Here is a 24,777-nt window from a genome sequence, read left to right on the forward strand (position 1 = left end):
ATTTAGATTAAATTTATCAATTAATCAAAAAAAGATTTTTGATTCTTGATAATATGCGTACTTTTATGAAAATTAATTTAGGTTAAGCTGCGAGCAGTACTCCTAACACCTCCTGTAGCCTGGAATAACCGGCAACTATTCGAAAAAGGGAGAGACCCTTACAGTGTGGTACAATTTTTATGTGTGAGCTGAGCTAGCAAGCCATCTAGCCTCTTCATAGCAAGAATTAGCCCGAATAAACCGGGCTAAAACTAAAAAATATGCAGTAAAGATCCTAACAGGCCTATTATAACTGTAAAACCTAATAGTTTCATGACAGACCAGTTTTTATATTGATGTAAATACCATATCAACCCTATCCATAATAAAGGTAACACCTTAGGCATCATACTATCAAGTATAGACTGCAGTGTTGTTTCTTTATTTTGAACAATCCATTTAAGCGGTGTTGTAAGATTTACAAAGTTTGCACTTAATGCACCAACAACAACCAATCCAAGAATACTTAAGCTTATTGTTACTTTGTTTATTGTTTCGGGCGTAAGGAACTCTGAATTAATAAGGTTTACGCCCATACGATATCCTATATTAATACCTAATTTTGTCACATACCATGCTAATGTAGCCCACGCAGCAACGAATAATATCGGGCCAAATATATTACCCTGCATCGCGAGTCCCATTGCAAAGCTTAATAATATAGCATTTATAGCACTACTCCATAGAGAATCACCTATTGCAGCGAAGGGCCCCATAAGACCACTCTTTATTGCATTTACAGTATCATCTGGTATGTCTTCACCCGCTGCCTTCTCTTTTTCTATTGCTGCGACTGCACCAATTATAGGACTACCTATAACCATTTCAGTATTGAAGAATACCATATGACGTTTTAATGCTTTTCCAAGGTCGTCTTTATTTTTATAGAGTTTTCTCAAAACAGGTAAGAGGCTCCAAGCGAATGCGATATGCTGCATACGTTCCCAATTCCATGCTGATGTGTTAAAGAAAAGCCATCTTAATGCTACTTTGGTTAAATCTTTTTTTGTTATTTCTTCACTTTTACTAACAATACCTGATTTCTCGTTCATAATGAAGCCTCCTCTGGCTTTTTATTGTTAATATAAATCAAATTGATTAATACAAGGGCTATACCTATTACAGATGCTGGGAGAATCTGAATTTTTAATGTTGCCACCATTATAAAACCCAAGAGGAAAAATCCTATATATTTTACATCTTTTATTAGCATCTTTAAGAGTACAGCCATTCCTAATGCTGGTAATAAACCACCAATAACTGTCAGTGCATTTGTGAGCCATGCGGGTATAAGGTTTGCCATGTTTTGCGCAATAGGGGCACCAAAATATAAAACTAAAAATGCAGGTACAAACCTCAAAATGAAAGCAAAAATTTGTGGTAAACCCATAACCATAAATGTTAAACCCTTTGTATTTCCTTCTTCAGCATATTTATCTGCTATATGGGCAAAAAATACGCCGACTGTTGCAAAAAGCTGCCATGTAAATGTCCCAACAAGACCAAGTGGAACTGCAAGTGTAATAGCGACTTCTGGTTTAACATGTGATATCATCGCTAATGCTGTTCCGACATAGCCTGCGAAATTCAGATCTGCCGCCATAGCTCCACCTGGTGTTATTGCGCCTATATACATAGCATTGATTGTTGCACCTATTATCATGCCAGTCTTTACATCACCAAGTATCAATCCAACAATTGTACCCGCAATAAGCGGACGACCAAATGCCTGATAACCAATTGTCTGCCCACCAAGCCACGGTGTAGCAATCCATGCAAGATATGCAAAAAATGCTATCGCAATTGCCTGCCACAACGCCATAAATACCATCTCCTATTCTTTTATTACTTTTTCCCATGTATATTTTGTATCATCAGGAACCATTTGAAAATAAATATTGAAGCCTTTCGCTTTTATTGATTTTAAATCTGCTATTTCATTTTCACTTAGATAAACATTTGATGTAATCTTCTCCCTCTCAGGAGTTTTGCCGGAATTTCCTACATTAATTTCAGCAGGAAATATATCTTTATCACATGAATCTATTAGCTCCTTAGCAGTTTTTGTAGTTTTAACAATAATCATGATATTGTCAATCTGACTATTTTTTAGCATATCTGCTGCATTTTTGATTGTAACAACCTTTACTTGAACTCCTTGTGGTGCTGCCATTTTTAATACCTTTGATAATAAGAGATTATTTGCACTTTCGTCATCAACAACCAGTATGTTTTTCGCTTTAGTGTATCCAACCCATGCAGTAACAACTTGACCATGTATTAGCCTTTCATCGATGCGAAACAAAACTACTTTGCTCATTTTTAAAGTCACCCCTTTGTTATTATCCACCTTTTTGTTATTGTTTTCTTCCAATCACCACCTTTTTTTAATCTACCCTTTATATAAAGCAAATTTCATGCCAACTCTATATTTTCAATAGTATAGAGTATGTGTTTAAAACACTATAAAACAAAAGGAGGCTTATCCCTCCATCAAATACTGAACAATATATGCTACCTCGCTATCAGGTATCAGTATATTAAGTTCCCTTTCAATAATAGAAAGTGCTGAACTTACCGTATCCCATTCGTGTTTATACTCGCTTCTTATTTTTTCCTCTTTTGGCCATTTTCCAAAATCCTCACCAGAGATAATTCTTTCTACAAGACAGCTTAAATGAAGAGTAAGATTTATAATTTGATGCGTTTTTAATTTAAATCCAGATTCTTTTAACCTATTAATAATTGATGTACATAATTTATATATCTTTTTATTATCAAGAAAGCGAAGATAATATTTGAGAACATTCTCTATTTCCGTTGGTGTAATATCTATGTTTACATTTTCTAAATTTAATAATTTTGCAATTCTATTCTCCCCATCACCAAAAAATAAATCTTCAAGTGATATAAATGGTACACCGGGTATTTTTAAATCTACACTACCAACTATAGCTACAGGCTTTTCCTTTTTCTTAAAATAATCCGCTTTCAAACCAGATTCTATATCGATCCCATTTATGTTAAGCGTAACTAAGTTTATATCATCATCTTTTATTAAATCTCTTATCAATTCTTTTAAACGAGTCGCTGTACCTTTTCCTGTTATACATGTTAATATTAAAGTTTTACTTTTTTTATTTTCGTCAACAACCCAGTAGTCTGGATATTTATTAAAATTTTCAATTTCTGCACTTAAATCTTCAAGTTTCATTCTTCTTGCTTTTCGAACCGCTTCAATAACCATAGATGTATTTACATTTTCAATAATATTAATCTTAATTCCGGTTTTCGCCGCTATTATTTCTCCCCATGACACAAATCTCTTTATATCTACTAAAAGCAGTACCCCATTCCCCTTATCAGCTCTGATCACTTCATTCATAGCATACTCTAAATATTGTTTTGGATCAGAATCTACTGGAATATCTATTGGTATAGCAATATCAGAACCTATAATTTTATTTGCTGTCGCTACCATACTTGAAGCAGTGCTATCACCATAACACATAACAACTACACCTACAGGTTTCTCTATTGCATCTTCATTTTTTTCATTTGATCGAATTAGCATTGCTAAAAAGCTCGCTTCATCTGCAGGTATATCTAACTTGAGTCTCTCTTTCATTAATTCTACTATCATGTTAGCAACATTTAATTCTTCTGGATACTCTCTTTTTATTTTATCGATATATGGATTCTCTATCCTTAGTCCAGACATAATTCGCTCACGGCAGGCATATATATGTAATGCCAGCGCAGGTAATATATTTTTATCTATTTCAACTTTTAAATTCTGTTTTATTATTTTTACACATTCATTGGCTATAGATAAGACATCTTGCCCAATGATATTTGTTAAGTTTAAAATAACCCTATCTTTATTTTGATAGATTTTATTTATATGATTTTTATAATAATTTTCTAAAAGACTTTTAGCCTTACTCCACTTTTTCTCCACCGTATTTTTATTTTTCTCTTTTTCATTTAATAATGAATAAATTTCACCTATCACATCATCGTCATAAGCATCTTCTTTGTCAAAATTCCATTCTTCATCGAGCATAATATTAATTAATAAAAAATCATCACATGAATTATCGTTTAATAGCACCTTTTTTACATGTGGTGGCAAATCTTCTCTTGTTATTTTAATCTCATACATTCCATTTTTTATAGCGTTTAATAATGCTTTTGCACAGGTAACCTTTATATCATTAATTAGTTGTCCTATATTTCCTATACAATCATACATTATAAAACTTTTAATAACATCTGTTGCAATTTTCAATGGTCTTCCGATCTTATGGGCTTCCTGTGTAAAAAATTGCTTTACCATTAATTTCTTTTCCGCAATTGGCCTCTCAGATAAAGATGGTATCCTTATTACAACAGGAAAACGGCGATAAAAAGTATTTAATAAAGAGGAATGTGGATCCGCAGTTGTGGCACCAATTATCATTGTTTGGCATGTTCTAAATCCGTTTGTTTCCCCAAGGCGTCTATATTGCCCCGTATCCATTAAATAAAAAAGCATTTCCTGTCCTTCAGGTGGTAACCTGTGAATCTCATCAAGAAATAAAATGCTATTATTCGCACTATCAACAAGGCCAGATTTCTCATTGTTTGCACCTGTAAAAGCACCTTTAATATGTCCGAATAAGTGGCTCATCAAAAGCTGTGGATTATGAGCATAATCAGCGCAATTGAAAGCCACAAAATCTGATTTATCAGAAATTCTACCAATATTTTTTGCATATTCAAACATTTTTTTGGCAAAATAAGTTTTACCAGATCCAGTTGGTCCTATAAGTAGTGTATGGAGTCCAAATGGTGGATAATTTATCGCTGCTCTAGCTTCGTCTATCGCATCTCTTAAGCTCATATTCCATCCTATTATTGAAGAAAAAGGATCAACTTCGATTTTTAATGTATTTAAAGAATCATTACTTTTATAATATTGTTCATAATATTTCTTCGAAATAAACCTTACGGGTCTTCCATTAAATTTTATAACAATTCCCGCTTTTACAAGTGAATTTAAATCGCTACTGGCATTACACCGTGATATACCAGCTTCGCGTGCAACCTCTTCTGCAGTAAAACCAATTTCAAATTTAATTAATTCTTTGTTTTTCTCTGATAGTTTATTTAATGCAAGAAGTACTTTTTGTTTTCTCTCCATACAATACCCCCTATCTAAAACACTATAAAACACTACAGAAATTATTATAAATCACAAAACAATAACTGTAAAGCTTATCATATGAAAAAGTCTGTGTCAAGTTTTCGTTATAAATTGCAATATTAAATGCAACACTTAATGAAAATCATGTAGATATAGGATTTGGGACAAATCATATATAACCTTAAGCCCATCTTAGTTAACAAATTGAGCGAAGGTCGTAATTTGTCAAGGGTTTAAGTCAGGCGAAGCCTGCCCCTTGACAAATCACGAGCGAGCTCTATACTTTATAAGAGATGGGCTTAACAGATTTTTGCCAGTTCCTCATAAAAGCATTCTTTAGGTGTTTTATAATTTAACAATTTTCGTGGAAGGTTATTAAGCCAATTTTCTACTCTCTTTATCGTATCTATAGATAAATCTTTAATACTTTTTCCTTTAGGGATAAAACGTCGTATAAGACCATTATGTCGTTCATTCGTAGCTCTTTCCCAAGATGAATATGGATGTGTATAATATACTTCTACCCCATATTCTAAAAGAGTACTTTCTAAATCACTAAACTCTGTACCATTATTAGATGTTATGGTTTTAAATACTTTGTTTAAATTATCACCAAATATATCTTTTAATTTTGATAGTGCATCTTTAACAGATTTGCTGTCTTTTGCATCTAAAAGAAGTATTATTTCATGGCGAGTCTTACGCTCTGTTAATGTCAAAAGGACCTTGTCATTAGACTTCTTGCCAATTAACGTATCTATTTCCCAATGTCCAAAAACTTCACGGCTTTCAACTTCTTTAGGCCTAAAATCAATACTTTTACCCATAATACGTTTATTTTTACGGTTTTGCTTCTTCCTTGGTTTTAAACGTAGTTTTAAAGGTAAATCAATGTTTTTAACTTTTAATAATCCTCTATCTATATAGTTGTAGAGTGTTTTAGTACAAACAATGGTTTTATTATTCCAGCTTGGGTCCTTCTTACAATAACCTACAACTGCATCCGGCGACCATTTTTCATGTAATATTTTATTTTCAGCATATTTCAAAAAATCTTCTGCTTTAGCTGCTTTAAATTTAGCTCCACAATTTGAACGATTTTTTTCGTAGACAGCCTGACCAGTTTCAGGGAAATAGCTTGTATAAGAAGACAAATCACTTCTAAGTTGTGTAGTAGTTCCACGTTTAATTTCACGGCTTATGGTACTTGGAGATCGATTAAGTTTTTTAGCAATATACCGAATACTCCTTCCTTCCTTGAGTAATGCATAGATTTCTCCTCGTTCATAGCTACTTAAGTGTTTAAAAGAACGCTTTTTTGTGGTACAATTATTATGAACCATAGTGAAAATCCTCCTTGTATGATGTTGATTTGACACCTATATCATACACGATTTTCACTATGGTTTCTATTTTTTTATCTGTTGCATTTAATTATACAACTAACCAGCAAAAATCTAACTTAGATTTTTAAAAAAATTGTCTTGACAAATGGGGGCATTATATGGTAGCCAATTCATATTCTCTTGTTTTGTGTCACCGTAAAACCGATGGTGATGTACAATTTCTCTATAATTCTCATCAAGTGGTATAACCTCGTAAGGTGTTATCTTGATTAATACTCGACTGTTAGCATATTTTGGAGCAGTAGAGTAAATATGCTTGCCACCATTCAGACTGAATTTCCCATAAGCATTGGTTTTAACTATTACATACTCTGCTACCTCAAAGGAGTTAGCAGGCAATTTGAGCAAGGCTTTTTTGTCTTCTCTGAAAAGTTCGGCGTGAGTTCCCACTTTCCTAGAGTGTTCCTGTTCCATATCCTCATCGCATAATCGTAAAAGTTCCACATTAAAATCCTCTAACTTTTCAAATCGAGGAGGTGGTACTAGAAAGTTACGCTTGTGATACCCTACTTTGTTTTCTGCGTTCCCTTTCTCATGCCCCGCATTTGGATTGCAAAATGTAACTTCAAAACCGTAATGCTTCCCAAACCTTAGAAATGCATCTGTAAGTTTTCTTTCACTATTTTTTAATAGCTTTACAATATTACTGGCATTATCAAACCACAGCTTATGCGGTACCCCACCGATATGTTCAAATATGTTCTTCAATCCCTGGAATAAACATTCCTGATTTTCTCCCTTGAAAAGCTGTGTATAACCTACATTGCTGGTAGGGGAATGATAGATTCAAATAAAATCCATGATACAATGTTTCATTCTCATAAAAATCAGCTTCACCAAAATCTACTTGAGCCTCCCCTGGTATATGTTCTAATGGTAAACGGCATGAGTTGTTTTGATACAGCTCTTTTTCTCCATAGCCACATATCCTGCTACAGTGCGATAAGAACAATTAAATTTATCACCATATTCTTCGCACAGCCTATCATAAACTCGTTTGGCAGTATGACTTTGTTTTCTTCGGGCTTTTTTGTCTTCTTCAAGCCACTTATCTATATCTTCTTTGAAAGGCTCAAGTTTTGGAAATACCTTTTTCGCTTTGGTGTCAATTGAAGCATCCCAGTATTCCTGGTAAACATATTTGCGCACCGTTTTCCGGTCAACTTTAAATTTCTTTGCTATTTCACTGATATTTAACCCCTTAAAAAGAACGCATTTCTGATATTATCTATTTGGGTCATTGTGAGCATCCTCCATTCCTTCCTTGCAATTTAAGAGTTTCCCTAACTACAGGAATAATGGTTTTTATGGGTGCCTGCAATGACCCTTTGCAAATCTGGGGATTTTTCTTTGCAACTTTGTCCATTTTTATTTTACAATAAACACCATAAATTTTTCTCATCTATAGGTGTATGTTTAAAAAAGCAATATCAAGACTATTAAGCTGGATCTTTTTCATAATAACATCACATTTACACAAAAAAATAAAATAGATATTACGTCCATAAATATCATTCAAAGTCTCAAAATTCCCTTGGCCTTTTGATATAATGATATCCGCTTTTTTAAACCACTTCATAAATTTATCAGATACTTCTTCTAAATCTGTGCCCGGTATAGCAGTGCCATTATCAATAATGCAAGCAAATTTATCTATTCCTACCATATATGCATCTTCTTTTGTAACATCATTTAATATATATCCTCCTCTTACTCCAAAAATTATTTTCACGTCAGGATTATAATTTTTTATCTCTTTTATTAAAAGCATATCGAGAACAACTTCTCCTGCATTGTCACCTAAATAAAGAATATACTCGGCTTTTTTTATGTCTTCTCTAAATTTATTATATACTTCCATAGAAAACTCTTTCTTTAAAGTTGGAACAATTATTTTTTCCATTACATTTTCTTCAACATTATCAAAGATTCCAAAATCTATTATATTACCTGCCCCTGCAATTTTTATCGATGTTAAGAGTCTATCTTGTGAACTTTCTATAATATATTCTAGCTTTTTTGTTAAACTCAATAACTTTTTATTGAAATATTTTCTTTCTTTTGCATAAAAATCATAGTCTCCACTAATCCCTAAATATTTCTTTAGCAAATTATACGTGATGTGTGTAATATAGGGAGGACTTTTAGAGGAGGGTACCTCTACTACATTTTTCATCACTTCCTTCAAATAGAGTATTTTTTCATCCTCATTTTTAAAATATTTATTAGCTACTTTATATGCATGATTTATTACACAAGGTATACACTGTGCCTCTAATTTCATTTTTTCACCCCAAATTATGAATAATGTTAAATTCTTCATATTTCTTTAATTGAAATTAACACTTTTTAACTTCTATCTAGAATATTAAATAAAAAATAAACAAATAAACACAATACCAAAGAAATGTTCTCTAACATCTAACATATGCCTTTATTGTTGCAATTGTTTTTCCTTTACTCTTTCCATAAGGTCTTATCGTATACTCGCCAACAGCAGCAGGTACTATAAATGTTTCTGCATAATGTACAATTAAAGGCTCAAATTTATTCTCCGGACTTTCAACAATAGCTTCTTCACCCTCCACAAGGCACAACACATTTACTATTCCATTCGTGTTATGTTTTACTGGTCCACTAAACCAATGTCTTCTCGTCTCTATAAATTCTAATTCATGTAATCCAGTTTTTTCTTCTCGGTAGTTTTCTCCTTCCTCTATGAGTTCTATTTTATTAATTAGATTTTTTTTCACCCATTCTGTAGTTCTTCCCCATTGGATAACTTTGACACCATGATCTATATGCACAGGTCTTGGCAAACCATCAAGACCTACCCGTCCCCAATCCCATAATTTAAAAGTAAAAATATAAGGAGTAGCGCTTATTTCTAAAACCATGCAATTTTTACCTGAACAATGGACAGTACCTGCTGGGATTAAAAGATGATCGTGTTTTTTGACAGGGAATTTGTTTATATATTTTTCCGCATCAAATTCTAATTTCCCTTTTTCCGCTTCTTTAAGTTCAGTAATAAAACTTTCTTTGTCTATATTTTCTTTCAATCCTAAATACACATGTGCATCTTCCTTAGCATCTAAAATGTAATAACTTTCATCTTGTGTATAATGCATTCCAAAAGTTTCTTGAATATATTCGGTTGTGGGATGGACTTGAAGGCTGAGATTACCTCCATCCATTGTATCCAAAAAATCAAATCTTATTGGAAATTCTGCACCAAATCGCGCATAGACTTTTTCACCTAAGAGTTCCTTGGGTCTGTATAATACCACATTTAACGAGGGTATTTCTATTCTAACTTTTCCATACCTTAAATAAAGACTATTTTCCTCTGGGACACAGTTAAAACACCAAGCATAGTTTTCTTTTGTCTTATCAAGATCACATACTTCTTTCAGCCACTGACCTCCCCATACCCCAGGATCAAAATACGGTACCAATTCAAAAGGTCGTTTCGTTACCTCTATTAACCCAGCTCTAAAAGCGTTTCCAGTAATCATTTTGGGTTTATCATATATATTAGTATCAAGTAAATAATCTATTTCCTCATAAAGAGTTTTTTTATGTCTGTCAGCTATTCTCCATTCTATGAAAAAGGCTCTCTTATATTTTCGTAAAACATCTTCATCAAAATTATCTAGTTTAAAATTACCTAATTCGTTTCTTCTAAATCTTTGCTGTATTTCCCATCTAGCCAAATCTGCATATATAAGAATATCTCCTCTGTTTACAACACTAGCTGCAAAACCATAGATAAGAATTAATCCTTTTTCTACTTCCTCAACTGCCCTTTTAGCTTTTTGTAGTTTTTCAGTATCTATAAAATCATAGATTGTTCCGTAATACATAATACCAAAAACCCTATCATCGGTTAAATTTCTTTGCATCAGCTCAGTTAATTTGTTACATTCATAAAAAATGTCATCACTCTTTATTATTAATGTAGGTTTTAATCCATCTTTGAAAGCTGTTAAAACCTCACTTTCCCTAACTCCCAAATAGGTATCCACTGTAATAATGAATTTTTCTTTGTTTATTTTGCTTTTAATTTCCTTTAATATATCAGAATAACCTTCCCATGCACAATTGTCATACCCATGTATAACTACTTCAGGTTCCTTGTTGAAATTTGATATTGTTGCTCTGTACCTCACATCGAAACCTCCTTAAACATAAATATAATTTTATCTTTTAACAAACTCAATTTTGCCATTAATTTTATATACTCTATATGGAAATTCTCCTTTTCTGACAGCTTCATAATCATGACCTGCTGTTGTTGGCCAACAAGCTGCCACTTTAAAAACCGAATCTCCAGTATTAACTAATCTATGTGCATATTTACCATCAATGTAATGAATGGACCCAGGAAATACTTTTTCCACATACATTTCTCTTTGCTCATTCATCAGTAATAACAATCCTTCACCTTCTATGCCAAAATAATATTCTGCACAATTTTTATCAACATGGAAATGTCCTTGCGTCATATTGCATTCATTTTTAATATAAACTGGATACATTACAGTAAGTCCATATAATAAATTTCCTTGTTTATCTTCATCGCCTTCTCCGTATGAATAAACTTCATACATTATAGTTTCATGATTATAAATAGAAACATCAGCATCTGCATATAAATGTAAAACATCTTTCAAATGTTTTTTGTAATGTTTTACATTTATTCCAACCAAAATATTTTTTACCCTGTCAAACTGTAGTTTTGGTTTTAATATATTCATCTTAAACATTTCTCCCTTCATTAACTATCCAGAAACTATGGAATAAAATTATTCCACAGCCTTTGGACCATATTAGGATTTGAAACAAATTCAAATATGTCTGGATTTTTTTCAAATTGTTCATATAAAGGCACATTTTGTTTGATAGAAAATTCATCATAATTTCTTGGATCTTTTATTGTTAAATCATGTTCTTTATATCGATTGTTTTTTACCCACTCTATTTTGTCATTATGTTCTAAAATTGGGTACCAAGCCAGTCCACCATAACTTCTTATTCTTTCATATTCAAAACCATAATCTCTCACACATAGTGCTAAGAATGTTAAAGGTTCTTTTGTATTAGCGCTTACAGTATAATGTGCCCAACCCGGGGGAACTATTACAATGTCTTTAGGTTTTGCGTATACTGCAAAACATCTATCAGGATTATCCTCCACTTTTTCTTGCATATATATAACTGCTTCACCTGTCCAAATCTCAAATATTTCCGGCGTTGAACAATTACAATACCTTGACAAAGCATGGATATGTCCTTGTGACCTTACAGGTTCTTTCCCCAACCTACCAGAAGCATAAGTTACTATACCAAATAGTAAGTTTTTCTTTATTAATACATTTTTATCTTTACTTTTTCCTACATCCATTGCTATAGCATATACTATCTCTGGTCCTTCACACATAGGATCTAATAAACTTTTTCTGATATCTTCTAATCTTCTATACTCTACTTCTGGCCCAAATACATTTTTACCATAAATAAAACCCAGAGGTTCTTTTGTCGGTATTATCTCAATTCCATAATATTGTCTCATTATTATACACACTCCCAATATTAATATAATTTAAAATATTATCAATATTCAATGCTAAACCGGGCAAAAGCCCGGTTTTTTAAAATATTCCAAGTAAAACTCCTACAATTGCTGTTATAAGCAAGATTATCATCATTTTTAAAGCAGATACATTTTTTCTCGACATTAAATACCACGTTATTATAACTAGCAAAAAAGGTAATAAATGAGGGAAAATATTATCAAGTAATTTTTGAAACTCAATGTTGACATTTCCACTTTTATAAACCAACTTAGTTGAAAGATTAACGTAGCTAGCTGCTATTCCTCCAATTACAATCATTCCAAGTACTATAAACGATTCCGTTATCCTTTTAGCTTGTTCTCCTATTAAAATTTTTACAGAATCCAGACCTAAACTATATCCTTTCATGTATAAATAATAGGTGCCTAAAACTATAATGAGATTATACGTCACTATATAAAATATAGGCCCTAAAACACTTCCTCCAGAAGCAAGCCCCATCCCTATACTTAACAAGATTGGTATAAGCATACCAGGAATTAAAGAATCTCCTATTCCTGCTAAAGGACCCATTAATCCTACTTTAACACTTTGAATAGTTTCTTCATCAACATCCTCTCCATTTGCTTTTGCTTCTTCTAATCCAGCCACAATACCATTTACTATACTGCCAATTTGAGGTTCTGTATTGTAAAAAGCGGAGTGTCTTTTTAAAGCAGCTATTTGATCCTCTTTTTTGTCATATAATTTTTTTATGATTGGAATCATTGAATGACAAAATCCAAATGATTCTAATCTTTCAAAACTCATTGAAGACAAATTGAAGAAAAGCCATCTCCACCATCCCGCGATTAAATCTTTCTTTTCGAGTTTCTTTACATTTGCACTATTGCTCATTTTCAATTGCCTCCTTATTTGAGGAACTATATTTATAATGCATTACAGCAAAAGCAATACCTAACATAGCAAGTGCGACCATGTTCAATTTTAAGAAAACCACTGCTATAAAACCAACAGCAAAGAATGCTAGCAAGGAGACATCTTTAACAACCTGTTTTAATAAAATACCAATACCAACTGCAGGTAACATACCGCCAAGAACACTCATAATATCAATAACAACTTTAGGTGTTGCAGTTACAAAATGCTGTATATATGGTGCTCCAAAATAAACCGCAATAAACGAAGGTATAAACCTCAAAAGAAAATTCGTTATCTGCGGATAAACTGCATTTACTAATACAATTCCTCTAAAGTCACCCTTTTCCACAAATCTATCACCCATATGGGCATATACAGAATTTAATACCATCATGAAATTAAATACGATTGTTCCCGCAATACCAATTGTAGCAGCAAGTGTTACAGCAACTTTAGGGTCAGCACCTGATAATACACCAAGTGCAATTGCAGGATAAGCCACAAAATTAAGATCTGCCGGCATTGTACCTCCGGGTGTTATCAAAGCTATATATACTGCCTGTACAGCAACTCCTATTAAAATACCCTTTTGTACGTCTCCCAGTATTAGACCGACAATCATTCCCGAAACAAGAGGACGTGTTAGTGTATACCATCCGCCTGTTGTACCTAAGATCCACGGCGTACTCAAAGAACCAAGGTAGCAAAATATACCTATTAATATTGCCTTTAAAAGCATTTCAAATCCTCCCTTTTAATTTTTTAATTTTATTTTTTTACAAACTCTTCTCTTATGTCACTCCATCTATACATTTTGCTGTCAGGTACAAGTTGAAATGTTATGTCTACCCCCCAATTATGCAATTGTTCACACGCTTCTATTTCTTCATACGTCAGAGATGCATTTGGAGCAACATTTACTGTGTTTGGCCTCGCACTTGAGGGCCCATAAATTACTTCTTTTATAAAATCACACCCCCCTTCAATTAGTTTAAGTAAAGTAATGGGAGTTTTTACAATAATAAAGTAATTTTTTTGGGAATCCCTTGCTTCAATAATTTTAGGAATTGCATCTTTGATAGTATAAATACTAGATTTTATGCCAGGAGGAGCGGCATTTTTCATAACCATAGAAAGAACTTTATCTGATGCTATTTTATCATCCACAGCAATTATTTCGTCGCATTTTTTCTCTCTCGCCCACCTTGTTACAATTTGTCCATGAATAACTCTATCATCCACTCTGACAAGTGTTATTGGCATTTTAATAACCCCCTCAATTATTCTATTGGCAATTTTTATATTTCAGGAGCAAAAATGCTTTCTTTACCTGTTTGTATAGCTATATTAACAAGTTCCTCCAAATTAGCAGTGTCTCTCATTGCAATTATTTCTAAAAACATTGGTAAATTTAAACCAGAAATTACTCGTATATTTTTATTTGAATATTTTTTAATTGCAAGTTCTAAACTCACATTATATGGGCTACCACCTTGTAAATCACACATTAGCAAAACTTCCTCACAGGTTATTAAGCCATCAATTGTTTTTTTAATTCAAAAGTAAATTTTTCAATTCCTTCCATATTTGAAAGCATCACCGTCTCAACGTTTTCAATATTCGGATAAATCATTTTTCCTGCGTCGAGAAGTCCTTCTGCTAATTTACCATGAGAAATCAATATAATTCCAACCATAATTACTACTCCTTAATGTAATAATGTTATTTTGTTATAATGTTATATCTTTTTAGAATAAAAAACCCTCCTTTCTTTTTTCATTTTAATGTAACAAAATACCTATACCTATCACCCCTATAGAAACATTCTGTATATTCAATCTGATTCTTCCTCTCATTAAAGGAAGTTCTTACTGTTTTTAGAACTGGATACCCCACCTCCATTTCTAACAAATTAGCAATTTCTTTATCGGCAACAGTTGCTTCAATATACTCTATAGCTTCGGTAATTTTAATTCCATTTGTCTCTTCAAGAAGTTTGTATAAAGAACCATAATATAAATTATCATCAAGTGGAAGTTCAAGGAAATTTGGTAAATAAGTGTCAAATACAACAATCGGCTCATCATTTGCACATCTTACTCTTTTTAATCTATATACCTTATCTCCTTCTTTAATATTAAGAGCTAACGCAACCTTTTTAGAAGCTTCTTGAATACTTATTTGCGCTATTGAAGTAGAAGGTTTTAATCCTCTCAAAATCATTTCATCTGTAAAACTTCTGATTCTTGATAACATCTCTTCAATTCTATGAGGTATTACAATAGTACCTTTTCCTCTCTTGCGAGATAAATATCCCTCTCCCACCAGCTCATTTATAGCTTGTCGTATAGTAATTCTGCTTACTTTAAATTGCTCTTGTAATTCTCTTTCTGAAGGAATTATATCACCTGGTTTATATTCACCAGTCTCAATTTTCTCTTTTAAAATCTGCTTGATTTGAAAATATAATGGCTGAGCGCCTTTGCTATAATCTAACTTTGACTTAATCACAGTATCGCCTCTTTACATGTTATGTTGAAATTATATAAAATCCCATGTTTTCAACCCAAATGTTTTAAAAAAATTAATTAAGTCTATAGACTTGTGCAAAATCCAAAAGCCTTCATTTAAGCCACTTTGTAGACATACTTTTTCACTATCACTCTTGAATTTTTTATCTTTTATGTAGGATTTCCCCTCCCATTTGTCGAATTATTATATATACACTATAAAAAATTTTTTTAAGGAGGAGGAAATCCTACATGTACCAACTTCAATTACTTTTAAATATACCTGAGCTTTTTACCTCTCAGTCTAAAATTGATTTCTATTCTTCTATGTTTAAAAATCTTGACCTATCTTCAATACCTGAATTCCCTTCCTCTAATCATGGACGTAAGGGTTATTCTCATCATGGAATGTTTAGAGTTTTTATTGTTATTAAGCTCTAAGATTTGGTACAATTTCTGACCTTTTAGATTATCTCCGCAACAATCTTATCATTGCTCATCTTTATGGCTTCGATATTTCTAAACCTCTTCCTTCTTAATGGATTTTTCGCCGTTTTATTAATGAGTTCTCTCATGATTATTTGACCTCTATCTTTCAAAATCAGGTCAATATCCTCAAAAATATGGGCATTATCGCCATCCAGGCAGTAGCAATAGCCATTCCTGCCGTAATTACTGTTGAAATAACATTCCAAATTTCTGTATTTTAAATTATTACTCCTTCATTACTAGATTTTAAATATATGTTTTAAGACCATTCTGACTTATAAAAATATCATTCTTTCTTTGCATTTTATTTAATAATTCTTCAGTAATGTTTTCATAATTATTTGCAGAACTTAATATATCATCGGCAAACTGATTCAAATATTTTGCAAAGATACTATTTTTTTGTTGAAATTATTTAATTCGTCATTCCAGTTGTCTTTTACTTCATTGTAAGCCAATTGACAGCCTATTAAACCACCATAAAAATTAATAATTTTCTCATCCGAATAGTTTTTTTGACGCAAGTTAAAACCTTTTTCTATCGGCTTTGGTTTTTTAATTTTATTTTCTCCATATAATTCATTATTTTCATGTATGTTTTTAATCACATCTATTAAATCAAGTAATCTAGATTTTATAATAGAAAATTTTATTTTATTATTTTTATGATAGTCAATATACTGCTTGTAATTAACAATTGCTTCACTCAAGAAGAGATATTCCGCATATCCTAAAAAATTAGTATAACCATATTTTGCTATTATAGTTTTCTCAATATCATGGTGAATTAATTCATGGTCAAGAGTATAGGAAATACAATCATATAGAGTAAAATCACAAAATTTATTGTCTTTTGCTATTTTTATACATTTATCGTATAATTCTTTTACTTGTGGCAAGTAGACTCTTATTAAATTATTGTTATATGTTCCACAAGAATTACCATTTTCATCTATTATTTCAAAATGGACAAAAGGATAATTTTCTTCGTATAAACCCAATATTTTTTCTGTATTGATGTTATCCATTTTTAAAACAACTCCTTCCAAATAAGTTTATATTTTACTTTTACAATAAAATACATATGGGATAACCTATTTTGTTTTGTTGTACCATGGATCTCCTGGAATATGGTATATCTTCTCTCCTTTGCTGTTGATATTGCCTTTAATTAAGCTCCTACCGCTGCTGTCTACATATATACGGCAGGCTTTGAAAAGTTTTTGACGAAGATGTACTTGATGTACTGCTGTTTCCACTGCTGCCGGCTGTGTAATCTCCCGGTTTAACATTGAATGAAATTGTCCTGCCGTCGCTTACTGCAACTACTGTTCCGCATTCATCCGTCCTGTATACTGTTACACCAAGAGATTTGAGTTTTTCCATTGTTTCTTTGTGAGGATGACCGTAATCATTATTCTTACCAACTGAAATTACAGCATATTTTGGACTGACTGCTTTTAAAAATACCCATGTTGTAGCTGAAGAGCTTCCATGATGTCCTACTTTTAATACGTCTGCTTTTAAATCATATCCTTTGCTGAGCATTTCCTCTTCAGACTGGGCACTTGCATCTCCTGTAAATAGAAAAGAGGTATTTCCGTATGTGAGCTTTATTACCGCACTATAATTGTTTAAATCATCATAAGATGTATTATTAGGTGCAATCATTTTTGCAGTTACATCGCTACCAAGGTCAAATGCAACTCCAGCTTTTGCAATATTTATTGAAAGTCCCTTTGCTTTTGCTGCTCTTAAAACATCTTCAAAAGTTTTTGTGGTTGTTGTTACTTTAGGCATGTAAAATTTGCCTATTTGAAAGTTTTCTATTACTGCCGGTATACCACCTATATGGTCCGCATGAGGGTGTGTACCGACAAGTATGTCTATTTTATTGATTCCACGACTTTTTATGAAGTCCACTACTCTGCTGCCCATTTCAGGAACTCCTGCATCTATTAACATTGTTTTACCTGATGGTGTTTGAATGAATATGCTGTCGCCCTGTCCCATGCCTATAAAGCTTGCTGTGAGTTTGCCTGACACTGAAGTATTTGTGCTTTTATTAGACTGCTGCTGTGCTGCCTGATTGGTTTCCTGCGTATTTGTTTGTTGTGTCTGGACAGCATTCACTTGCTGTGTTTGTATTGACGTTGATTGTTGGTCTATGTTTGTTGTACCTGAGCAGCCTGCAAAGGAAAATAGGAGAAGAATGAAAATTAAAAGCAGTGAGAGTAATCTCTTCTTCAACGTGGTTTGTTGTTTCCTCCTATATTTATTCATCTACAAATAAATATTTTGCAAGGTCCTCAACAGTTTTTTGCACTTCTTAGTTTCTTCAATTTTCATTTCTACATTGAATTTAAATACATCGCTTTCTTTGCGTCCTTGGGAAGAAGCTCTTTTGGAAAGGTAAAGAATTTTACTTCGTATTCAATCGTTTCTCAGTAACCTTCGAATTAGTTTATGATGTAAAGTTCAGGTATACTTCGTGACAGCTGAGACACCATATTATTAATTTCCTTTATTCCGATCATTAGTACCCGATCCCAATCATGTTTAATTCCCGACCGCAGCTGAACTTGTAACGCAGCATATCACTTTTCTTCTTTTTGTTTATTCAACATCTCTAATACATTCTTTACTAAATTTCTATAATGCTCTACTAGTCTATAATTTTCTTTTTCCCATGGGTTAGGTTTATCATATTGAATAATCTGCCTTAAATAATCTCTTTTAGCAATTCCAATCTCTCTAGAAATGGTGGTCAATATAATACCTGCCTGTGTATCGTTTTCGGCTTCTTTTCTTTTAAGTAATTCTTTTTTTATCATTTCTCTATTTACAAACTTGTGCTCCAAACACAGAGGAAATAGTATTTCCCTTATTCGACGAGGAGTAATTCTATTCTCTGACAAATAGTTAATCAGCAGCTCTCTAAGTTCATCTTCGTTGTATTTCCCAGGTTCGTCGGACATTAAAATTTCAAGCTGTCTTTTTCTAATTCTTTCTTTTTCGATCTCTTCCGGTATTATTACTGTTCGGGCGATAAGCTCTTCGCCATTCTTTGTTTTTACATATTTCAAAATGACTGCATTGATACTAACTCCATAATTATTTGAAAGCCATTCAATCATTCTTTGTAACGATTCCTCAATCAAAAAACCGACAAGAAGAACTCTTTGCGTCTTATTTATAGTTAAATCTTCCAGATCAATTTCTTCAAATTTCTCACTGAGGTAATCTTCTAAACTTTGGCCAGTATATTTAGTACATATCTCGCTAAGCTTATCAACATCCCATGAAGAAACATCTGAGGCATAATCAATGGCTTGTGTTAGTACATCTCTTGGGAGTTTATCTCTTTTTAATTCGATCACAACAAGATTTCCTGATTTATCTATACCAAGAAAATCCATTGGGTCTGATTTTGTTGGCACCTGTTCCCCTATAATTAATACATCTTCACCAAGGATTTTGGGATTGCTTTTAATCCATTTTTCAAGGTCTTCTATTTCTTTACGTCCTGCTTCAACCATTGTTGTTTCAATAGGCTCCAAATTGCCGTTAATAATCTGCCACACTTTTATTTCCGTCGCCATACATCCACCCCATTTCAAATCCACCGATTTACTCGTCGGTGAAAAGTTCCTTCGCAAGGCCTTCAATAGCCTTTTTACACTTCTCAGTCTCTTCAATGTCTATTTCTACATTGAATTTAAGTATATCGCCTTCTTTTACTTCTTTGGGAAGAAGTTCTTTGGGAAAGTTAAAAAATTGTTCTCCATATTCGATTACTACCCAACCTTCTTCAAAGCGGTCTATAATGCACAGTTTTTGCGTTCTTTCAGGCACTCCTAATGCCTCCTTCTCCTTGTTCATCTACCACTATTGACCACATCGGAAGTTTGTATAATATGGGCTAATAAGAAAATGAGCCTGCAAATTCAATAAGAAGTGTAAAAATCCATCTAATAACCTCTGCTGTTTATTAGAAGCTTAACTTTGTTTTATTTAAGTATATTTTACCTCGAAAATTTTGCTTACAAGCCTTGTAGTACTTAGCGAGAGAATCGGTTGTAATAAAAGTACCTGATTTTATTTACAAAAAGTTTCTTATTATTTGAAACTAGCTAGCCAGTATCTTTACTCCAATTAAAAAACTACAAATTAATTGTTAGTAAACATAAGTTTATTAAAGCAATCATTCTATAAAAGAGATAATCAATTTGCTGTAAAGATTCTATTTGAATTTTATCAATTTCAAAATGTCTTATTTGATACTCATTACATATACGTGTTAAAATTTTGAATTCCTCCTCTAAAAGAGCATCAAATTTTGCTGTTTTACCAGCTACTTTTTTAATTAACTTTGTGACAGATTCTTTTTTGTCATCTGTATAAAACGTTTTTAGTCTTTCAAATGCATCCCATATTTTTTCTAAAGCCATTATCCTGTCTTCTTGTCTTGGTTTTTTAATTTTTGTTACAGCAATATCTATTAATTCATTTAATCTATCGTCATGAGTTCTAACTTTTAAATTATCAATTAAGATATTCTATCGTTGTATATGGTATTTTTGAGATAATACATCAATTCTCCAGCTGTATCCGGATGAGCCTTCACATAATTTAAGAGATTTTCCATATACATACTCATATCTCTTGGGGAAGTAACATTGCTGTTATAAGGTATTACATTTGCTCCTAAGCTTTCCATGAATTTTATATAGTTATCCCTCCCTACAACTCTCATAATCATATTTGATGCTATATTATCACTCTCTTCAATCGAACGTCTTGAAAGCTCTCTTATAGTATAATAACTTCCAACAGGGTCTGCCTGTATAGAACCGGCACCCCCTTCATAGTCAGCTTGAGTGTATTGCACTTTCATATTAGGGTCTATTTTTCCATCGGTTATAAGAGTATAAAGGTAAAAGTTAAGAGGTACTTTATAAGTGCTTGCCGCAATAAACGAATCATAACCGTTTATTTCAAAAGTTTGCCCTGTATTTAAGTCAATAAAGTAAACTCCGTATTTACCAGGATATTGAGATATTAATACCTGAATGTTATTTTTAAGTTCTTGATAATTTGTAGCATTGTTCAATTGCTGCGGCACTTCAACAGGCGGATGAGGAATTAAAATCTTTTGCCCAACATATAAACTATCCCCATCATTTAATCCATTTGCATCCATTATATTTTGGACATTCGTTCCATGGCGCTTTGCTATAAAGTATAAGTTGTCCCCTGGTTTGACAGAGTAAACTATCGGGTCAGCCCAGGAAACAGTTTCAAGAGCAGCATATGTCTTAGGACCTACAATTCCATCGGGTACAAAATTTTTGTACCTTTGAAAGTCTAAAACTCCATTTAATGTCATTTTACCAAATATGCCATCAACAGTACCTGTATCAAATCCCGCTTTATTTAACATAGCTTGTAATTCTTCTACATCAGTTCCATACGTCCCGCTATATAAAAGCCTTGACCCAAAAGTGAATTTTGGAAGATTTCTTGCATACGAAAATATAGGTATCAATACAACAATAGCAATAATAAGAATCCATGAAAGTATCTTTTTTATATTCTTCAATTTTATCCCCCCATTCAACTCCATATTATACTGTATATAACATCATATTTCAACAAATATATATATCCATATATACCAATTTACAAATATGATTTTATAAATAAAAAGTTTCTTAATGGGGATATTAATTATGAGGTGATTTAAATATGCGCTCAATGTGGAAAGGAGCAATAAGTTTTGGTCTTGTAAGTATCCCCATAAAACTGTATACCGCTACAGAAGACCATGCCATACATTTTAGGCAACTTCACAAAGAATGTAAATCCCCCATAAAATATGAAAAAATATGCCCTGTATGTAATAGACCCGTTTCAGATGAGGAAATAGTACGAGGGTATGAATACGAACCAGGTAAATTTGTCATTATAGATGATGAAGATTTGGAAAGAATACCTATGCCAACAGTTAAAACCATTGATATAGTAGATTTTACCGATATAGGACAAATAGACCCCATATACTATGACAAAACATATTTCATTGTACCTGAAGATATTGGTACAAAGCCTTATGTACTTTTAAGAGATTCTATGAAAGAAACAAAGCGAGTTGCAATAGCGAAAGTGGTAATTAGGTCAAAGCAAAACCTCGCATGCATACGAGTGTATGATGAAAAATACATGGTCATGGAAACAATGCATTTCCCTGATGAAATAAAAAACGCAAACCAGCTTCCTCCCTTAAGAGAAGTCAGCTTACAGGAAAATGAAATAAAAATGGCCAAACAACTTATTGATACTTTGACCTCCGATTTTAAACCCGAAAAATATGATGATAGCTACAGAAAAGCGTTAATTGAAATGATTGAGTCAAAAATACAGGACAAAGATGTAGAAATTCCCCAAAAAGCACCTGAAGCCGATAATGTTCTTGATTTAGTAAGTGCATTAAAAGCGAGTATTGAATCTGTAAAGAATGAAGAAAAAGCAAAAAAAGGACGCAAAAGAAAAGGCGCATAAAAGGAAGATTGAATATGTCTATGATAGAAGAAAAAATATCACCTATGCTGGCATCCAGCAGTGACCCTTTTGATAGCCCCGAGTGGATATATGAAATCAAATGGGATGGTTCAAGGACTATTGCTTTCCTTTCTAGTAAAACAAGACTTCAAGATAGAAGGCTTGTTGATATAACCTATAAGTTTCCAGATTTGGCATTACTTCATAAGCAAATAAAAGCAAAAGAAGCAATACTTGACGGTGAACTTGTAGTCTTAAAAAACGGCAAGCCTAGTTACAAAAGCATTATGTCAAGAAAGCATCAGCAAAATTTATTAAAAATAAATCTTTTAAGCAAGATAATGCCTGTAATTTTCATAACATGGGATATATTGTACTTAAACGGCAAACCTCTTGTAGAATTGCCACTTATAGAGAGAAAAGATATACTTAGAAAAACAGTTAAAGAAAACGAGATCATAAAAATATCAGATTTTATATTTGAACATGGAAAAATGCTTTTTGAAGAGACAGGGAAAAAAGGACTTGAAGGAATTGTTGCCAAAAAAGCAGATTCAAAATATTTAATAGGAAAAAGGAGTAAACTCTGGCTTAAGTCAAAACATTTTATTGTAATAAATGCTGTTATTATAGGGTACAGAACTGACAAAACAGCCCTCATACTGGGGCTTTACGATGAGGAAAATAATTTAATAAACATAGGAAGTTGTGAATCAGGCCTATCCCAGAAGGAATTAAAAGCATTCTATGAAGTTGCCAAGGAGATAAAAGCCCCAGATAATTATTATAACTTTAAAGAAAAAAATGTGCAGTGGTTAAAACCCTTGCTAACATGTAAAGTGAGATTTATGGAATGGTCTGAAAACATGAAGATGAGGGCACCTTCTTTTATTCAATTTGAGTATAACGTAAAACCAGAAGAGTGCAGGTTTGAATAAACTCACTTCAAAAACTTAATATACACTCTTCTTCTCCTTGGACCATCAAACTCACATAAATAAATACCCTGCCAAGTTCCTAAAAGTGGCCTTCCATTTTCAATAATGAGAGTTACTGAACTTCCCATAAGAGACGCCTTGATGTGGGCATCAGAATTGCCTTCCATGTGTTTAAAACGTATATTAGGAATTATTCTTTCTAAAGCCGCCATTATATCTTCTCTTACAGTTGGATCTGCATTTTCGTTTATTGTAATTCCCGCTGTTGTATGAGGCACAAAAATGACACAAAGGCCATCAACAATACCAGATTTCTTAATTTCTTGCATCACCATATCAGTAATATCCACCATCACTTCTCTTGCCGATGTATTTATCTCCAGAACAGCCATAACAATTCCTCCATTTTTTGTTTTCTAGATTTGCTTTTTATAATAGCAAATTGTTTAATGCCATGTCAACCTGGACTATAAAAAGTAAAATCAAAAAATACAACATTTATTTCCATATCATCACAAATATACCTGCAGTAATGAGTACACTTGCAACTAAAGTTTTTGCGTTGAATTGCTCGTTTAGGATAAAAAAAGATAAAATCAAGGTCAGGACAATGCTGGATTTATCAATAAGTGCAACCTTTGATACTTCACCTATGGATATTGCCTTATAATAAAATAACCAAGACAAACCTGTTGCGAGTCCAGAAAGAATCAAAAAGATCCAATTTTGTTTTGTCAAACTTTTAATTCCATACTGTCCCCCTGTTGTAAATACAATACCCCACGCTAAAAAAATAATAACTGTTAATTTAAAAAAACCCTTTCCATTTCCAATCCCTCAAACCCGCATAAAATCTACATGTCATTTTCTGGGAGGTAATAAAGTTTTTCCATGAAGCAGTAATATTTTTCCTATAATTTACCAAATACATCTCAAATTTGTGTGAAAAAAGTCTTTCCAAAAGGGCAGGATCATGGTTCAAGGAAAAAAGGGATAAGTAGCGTAAACCTTGCTTTTTCAAGGCTTACCACTTATCCCTCATCTTCCTCACTACTGCTTGAACCTTAATCCTTTTCCCTTTCTTACCCCTCAGCGGAACCACTTTTTTCGCATGCAGGAGAGGAATAAATGAAAAATACACATTTC

Annotated in this window: 23 protein-coding genes and 4 pseudogenes; 3 read left to right on the forward strand and 24 right to left on the reverse strand. The window is 32.7% G+C overall.

All coding sequences use genetic code 11. The features are described 5' to 3' along the window. Nucleotides 1-251: 251 nt before the first annotated feature. From THEWI_RS10520 to THEWI_RS10590, 15 genes and pseudogenes are all read right to left on the reverse strand, one after another. Entirely contained in the window at nt 252-1,091 is an 840-nt protein-coding gene (locus THEWI_RS10520) for a PTS system mannose/fructose/sorbose family transporter subunit IID (protein ID WP_014063402.1), read from the reverse strand. Further along, the gene (locus THEWI_RS10525; protein ID WP_014063403.1) at nt 1,088-1,861 is read right to left on the reverse strand and encodes a PTS mannose/fructose/sorbose/N-acetylgalactosamine transporter subunit IIC; all 774 of its coding nucleotides are present in this window, start codon (nt 1,859-1,861) and stop codon (nt 1,088-1,090) included. The genes THEWI_RS10520 and THEWI_RS10525 overlap by 4 nt, the downstream gene beginning before the upstream one ends. 12 nt (nt 1,862-1,873) lie before the next feature. After that, nucleotides 1,874-2,413, reverse strand: a complete 540-nt coding sequence (locus tag THEWI_RS10530; RefSeq protein ID WP_014063404.1) for a PTS sugar transporter subunit IIB — start codon at nt 2,411-2,413, stop codon at nt 1,874-1,876. A 108-nt stretch (nt 2,414-2,521) separates the two neighbouring features. Then, the gene (locus THEWI_RS10535) at nt 2,522-5,224 is read right to left on the reverse strand and encodes a sigma-54-dependent transcriptional regulator (RefSeq protein ID WP_014063405.1); all 2,703 of its coding nucleotides are present in this window, start codon (nt 5,222-5,224) and stop codon (nt 2,522-2,524) included. Nucleotides 5,225-5,526: 302 nt separating this feature from the next. Continuing rightward, entirely contained in the window at nt 5,527-6,570 is a 1,044-nt protein-coding gene (locus tag THEWI_RS10540; RefSeq protein WP_014063406.1) for an IS30 family transposase, read from the reverse strand. A 159-nt stretch (nt 6,571-6,729) separates the two neighbouring features. Next, nucleotides 6,730-7,874: pseudogene (gene istA / locus THEWI_RS15060) on the reverse strand (IS21 family transposase); the annotation flags it as partial. A 161-nt stretch (nt 7,875-8,035) separates the two neighbouring features. After that, a complete protein-coding gene (locus THEWI_RS10550) occupies nt 8,036-8,917 on the reverse strand; it encodes a damage-control phosphatase ARMT1 family protein (protein WP_156786939.1) in 882 nt (293 codons plus the stop codon). A gap of 130 nt (nt 8,918-9,047) precedes the next feature. Then, complete coding sequence (locus THEWI_RS10555; protein WP_014063408.1) at nt 9,048-10,805, reverse strand: class I mannose-6-phosphate isomerase; 1,758 nt, start codon at nt 10,803-10,805, stop codon at nt 9,048-9,050. Between the two features lie 30 nt (nt 10,806-10,835). Beyond that, nucleotides 10,836-11,402 carry a glucose-6-phosphate isomerase family protein gene (locus THEWI_RS10560; RefSeq protein ID WP_208854398.1) on the reverse strand — a complete coding sequence of 189 codons (567 nt, stop codon included), beginning with the start codon at nt 11,400-11,402 and terminating at the stop codon, nt 10,836-10,838. 26 nt (nt 11,403-11,428) lie between these two features. Next, entirely contained in the window at nt 11,429-12,208 is a 780-nt protein-coding gene (locus THEWI_RS10565; RefSeq protein ID WP_014063410.1) for a glucose-6-phosphate isomerase family protein, read from the reverse strand. 79 nt (nt 12,209-12,287) lie between these two features. Further along, nucleotides 12,288-13,109, reverse strand: a complete 822-nt coding sequence (locus THEWI_RS10570) for a PTS system mannose/fructose/sorbose family transporter subunit IID (RefSeq protein ID WP_014063411.1) — start codon at nt 13,107-13,109, stop codon at nt 12,288-12,290. After that, on the reverse strand, nt 13,099-13,872 hold the full coding sequence (locus THEWI_RS10575; RefSeq protein ID WP_014063412.1) for a PTS mannose/fructose/sorbose/N-acetylgalactosamine transporter subunit IIC: 774 nt from the start codon (nt 13,870-13,872) through the stop codon (nt 13,099-13,101). The genes THEWI_RS10570 and THEWI_RS10575 overlap by 11 nt, the downstream gene beginning before the upstream one ends. A 29-nt stretch (nt 13,873-13,901) precedes the next feature. Continuing rightward, the gene (locus tag THEWI_RS10580; RefSeq protein ID WP_014063413.1) at nt 13,902-14,396 is read right to left on the reverse strand and encodes a PTS sugar transporter subunit IIB; all 495 of its coding nucleotides are present in this window, start codon (nt 14,394-14,396) and stop codon (nt 13,902-13,904) included. A gap of 35 nt (nt 14,397-14,431) precedes the next feature. Further along, nucleotides 14,432-14,829 (reverse strand): annotated as a pseudogene (locus THEWI_RS15675) (PTS sugar transporter subunit IIA). An 80-nt stretch (nt 14,830-14,909) separates the two neighbouring features. After that, nucleotides 14,910-15,644, reverse strand: coding sequence for a GntR family transcriptional regulator (locus THEWI_RS10590; RefSeq protein ID WP_014063415.1), 735 nt, complete (start codon nt 15,642-15,644; stop codon nt 14,910-14,912). Between the two features lie 251 nt (nt 15,645-15,895). Between THEWI_RS10590 and THEWI_RS10595 the strand changes: the two are divergent. Continuing rightward, nucleotides 15,896-16,299 (forward strand): annotated as a pseudogene (locus THEWI_RS10595) (transposase); the annotation flags it as partial. Between the two features lie 207 nt (nt 16,300-16,506). On the opposite strand, the gene THEWI_RS10600 reads toward THEWI_RS10595, so the two are convergent. From THEWI_RS10600 to THEWI_RS10625, 7 genes and pseudogenes are all read right to left on the reverse strand, one after another. Next, complete coding sequence (locus THEWI_RS10600; RefSeq protein ID WP_014063417.1) at nt 16,507-17,160, reverse strand: hypothetical protein; 654 nt, start codon at nt 17,158-17,160, stop codon at nt 16,507-16,509. Nucleotides 17,161-17,226: 66 nt separating this feature from the next. Further along, complete coding sequence (locus THEWI_RS15865; RefSeq protein ID WP_483027926.1) at nt 17,227-17,391, reverse strand: sunset domain-containing protein; 165 nt, start codon at nt 17,389-17,391, stop codon at nt 17,227-17,229. After that, complete coding sequence (locus tag THEWI_RS10605) at nt 17,312-18,382, reverse strand: ComEC/Rec2 family competence protein (protein WP_014063418.1); 1,071 nt, start codon at nt 18,380-18,382, stop codon at nt 17,312-17,314. The genes THEWI_RS15865 and THEWI_RS10605 overlap by 80 nt, the downstream gene beginning before the upstream one ends. 347 nt (nt 18,383-18,729) lie before the next feature. After that, on the reverse strand, nt 18,730-19,734 hold the full coding sequence (locus THEWI_RS10610) for a PDDEXK family nuclease (RefSeq protein WP_041589243.1): 1,005 nt from the start codon (nt 19,732-19,734) through the stop codon (nt 18,730-18,732). Between the two features lie 28 nt (nt 19,735-19,762). Continuing rightward, nucleotides 19,763-19,987, reverse strand: coding sequence for a DUF3006 domain-containing protein (locus THEWI_RS10615; RefSeq protein WP_014063420.1), 225 nt, complete (start codon nt 19,985-19,987; stop codon nt 19,763-19,765). Nucleotides 19,988-20,295: 308 nt separating this feature from the next. Further along, complete coding sequence (locus THEWI_RS10620; RefSeq protein ID WP_052877868.1) at nt 20,296-20,583, reverse strand: hypothetical protein; 288 nt, start codon at nt 20,581-20,583, stop codon at nt 20,296-20,298. A gap of 101 nt (nt 20,584-20,684) precedes the next feature. Next, nucleotides 20,685-21,758, reverse strand: a pseudogene (locus tag THEWI_RS10625) (serine hydrolase); the annotation flags it as partial. A 122-nt stretch (nt 21,759-21,880) separates the two neighbouring features. Here THEWI_RS10625 and ku point away from each other — a divergent pair. Together ku and ligD are read left to right on the forward strand one after the other, a co-directional pair. Then, nucleotides 21,881-22,693 carry a non-homologous end joining protein Ku gene (gene ku, locus THEWI_RS10630; RefSeq protein ID WP_003870034.1) on the forward strand — a complete coding sequence of 271 codons (813 nt, stop codon included), beginning with the start codon at nt 21,881-21,883 and terminating at the stop codon, nt 22,691-22,693. A gap of 14 nt (nt 22,694-22,707) precedes the next feature. Then, nucleotides 22,708-23,631, forward strand: coding sequence for a non-homologous end-joining DNA ligase (gene ligD / locus THEWI_RS10635; RefSeq protein ID WP_014063422.1), 924 nt, complete (start codon nt 22,708-22,710; stop codon nt 23,629-23,631). A 2-nt stretch (nt 23,632-23,633) separates the two neighbouring features. On the opposite strand, the gene THEWI_RS10640 is transcribed toward ligD, so the two are convergent. Beyond that, nucleotides 23,634-24,023 carry a secondary thiamine-phosphate synthase enzyme YjbQ gene (locus tag THEWI_RS10640; RefSeq protein ID WP_014063423.1) on the reverse strand — a complete coding sequence of 130 codons (390 nt, stop codon included), beginning with the start codon at nt 24,021-24,023 and terminating at the stop codon, nt 23,634-23,636. A gap of 106 nt (nt 24,024-24,129) precedes the next feature. Continuing rightward, the gene (locus THEWI_RS10645) at nt 24,130-24,465 is read right to left on the reverse strand and encodes an EamA family transporter (protein ID WP_341853105.1); all 336 of its coding nucleotides are present in this window, start codon (nt 24,463-24,465) and stop codon (nt 24,130-24,132) included. Nucleotides 24,466-24,777: the final 312 nt, after the last annotated feature.

Origin of the sequence: Thermoanaerobacter wiegelii Rt8.B1 (assembly GCF_000147695.2) — a bacterium.
Classification (GTDB): Bacteria; Bacillota; Thermoanaerobacteria; order Thermoanaerobacterales; family Thermoanaerobacteraceae; genus Thermoanaerobacter; species Thermoanaerobacter ethanolicus.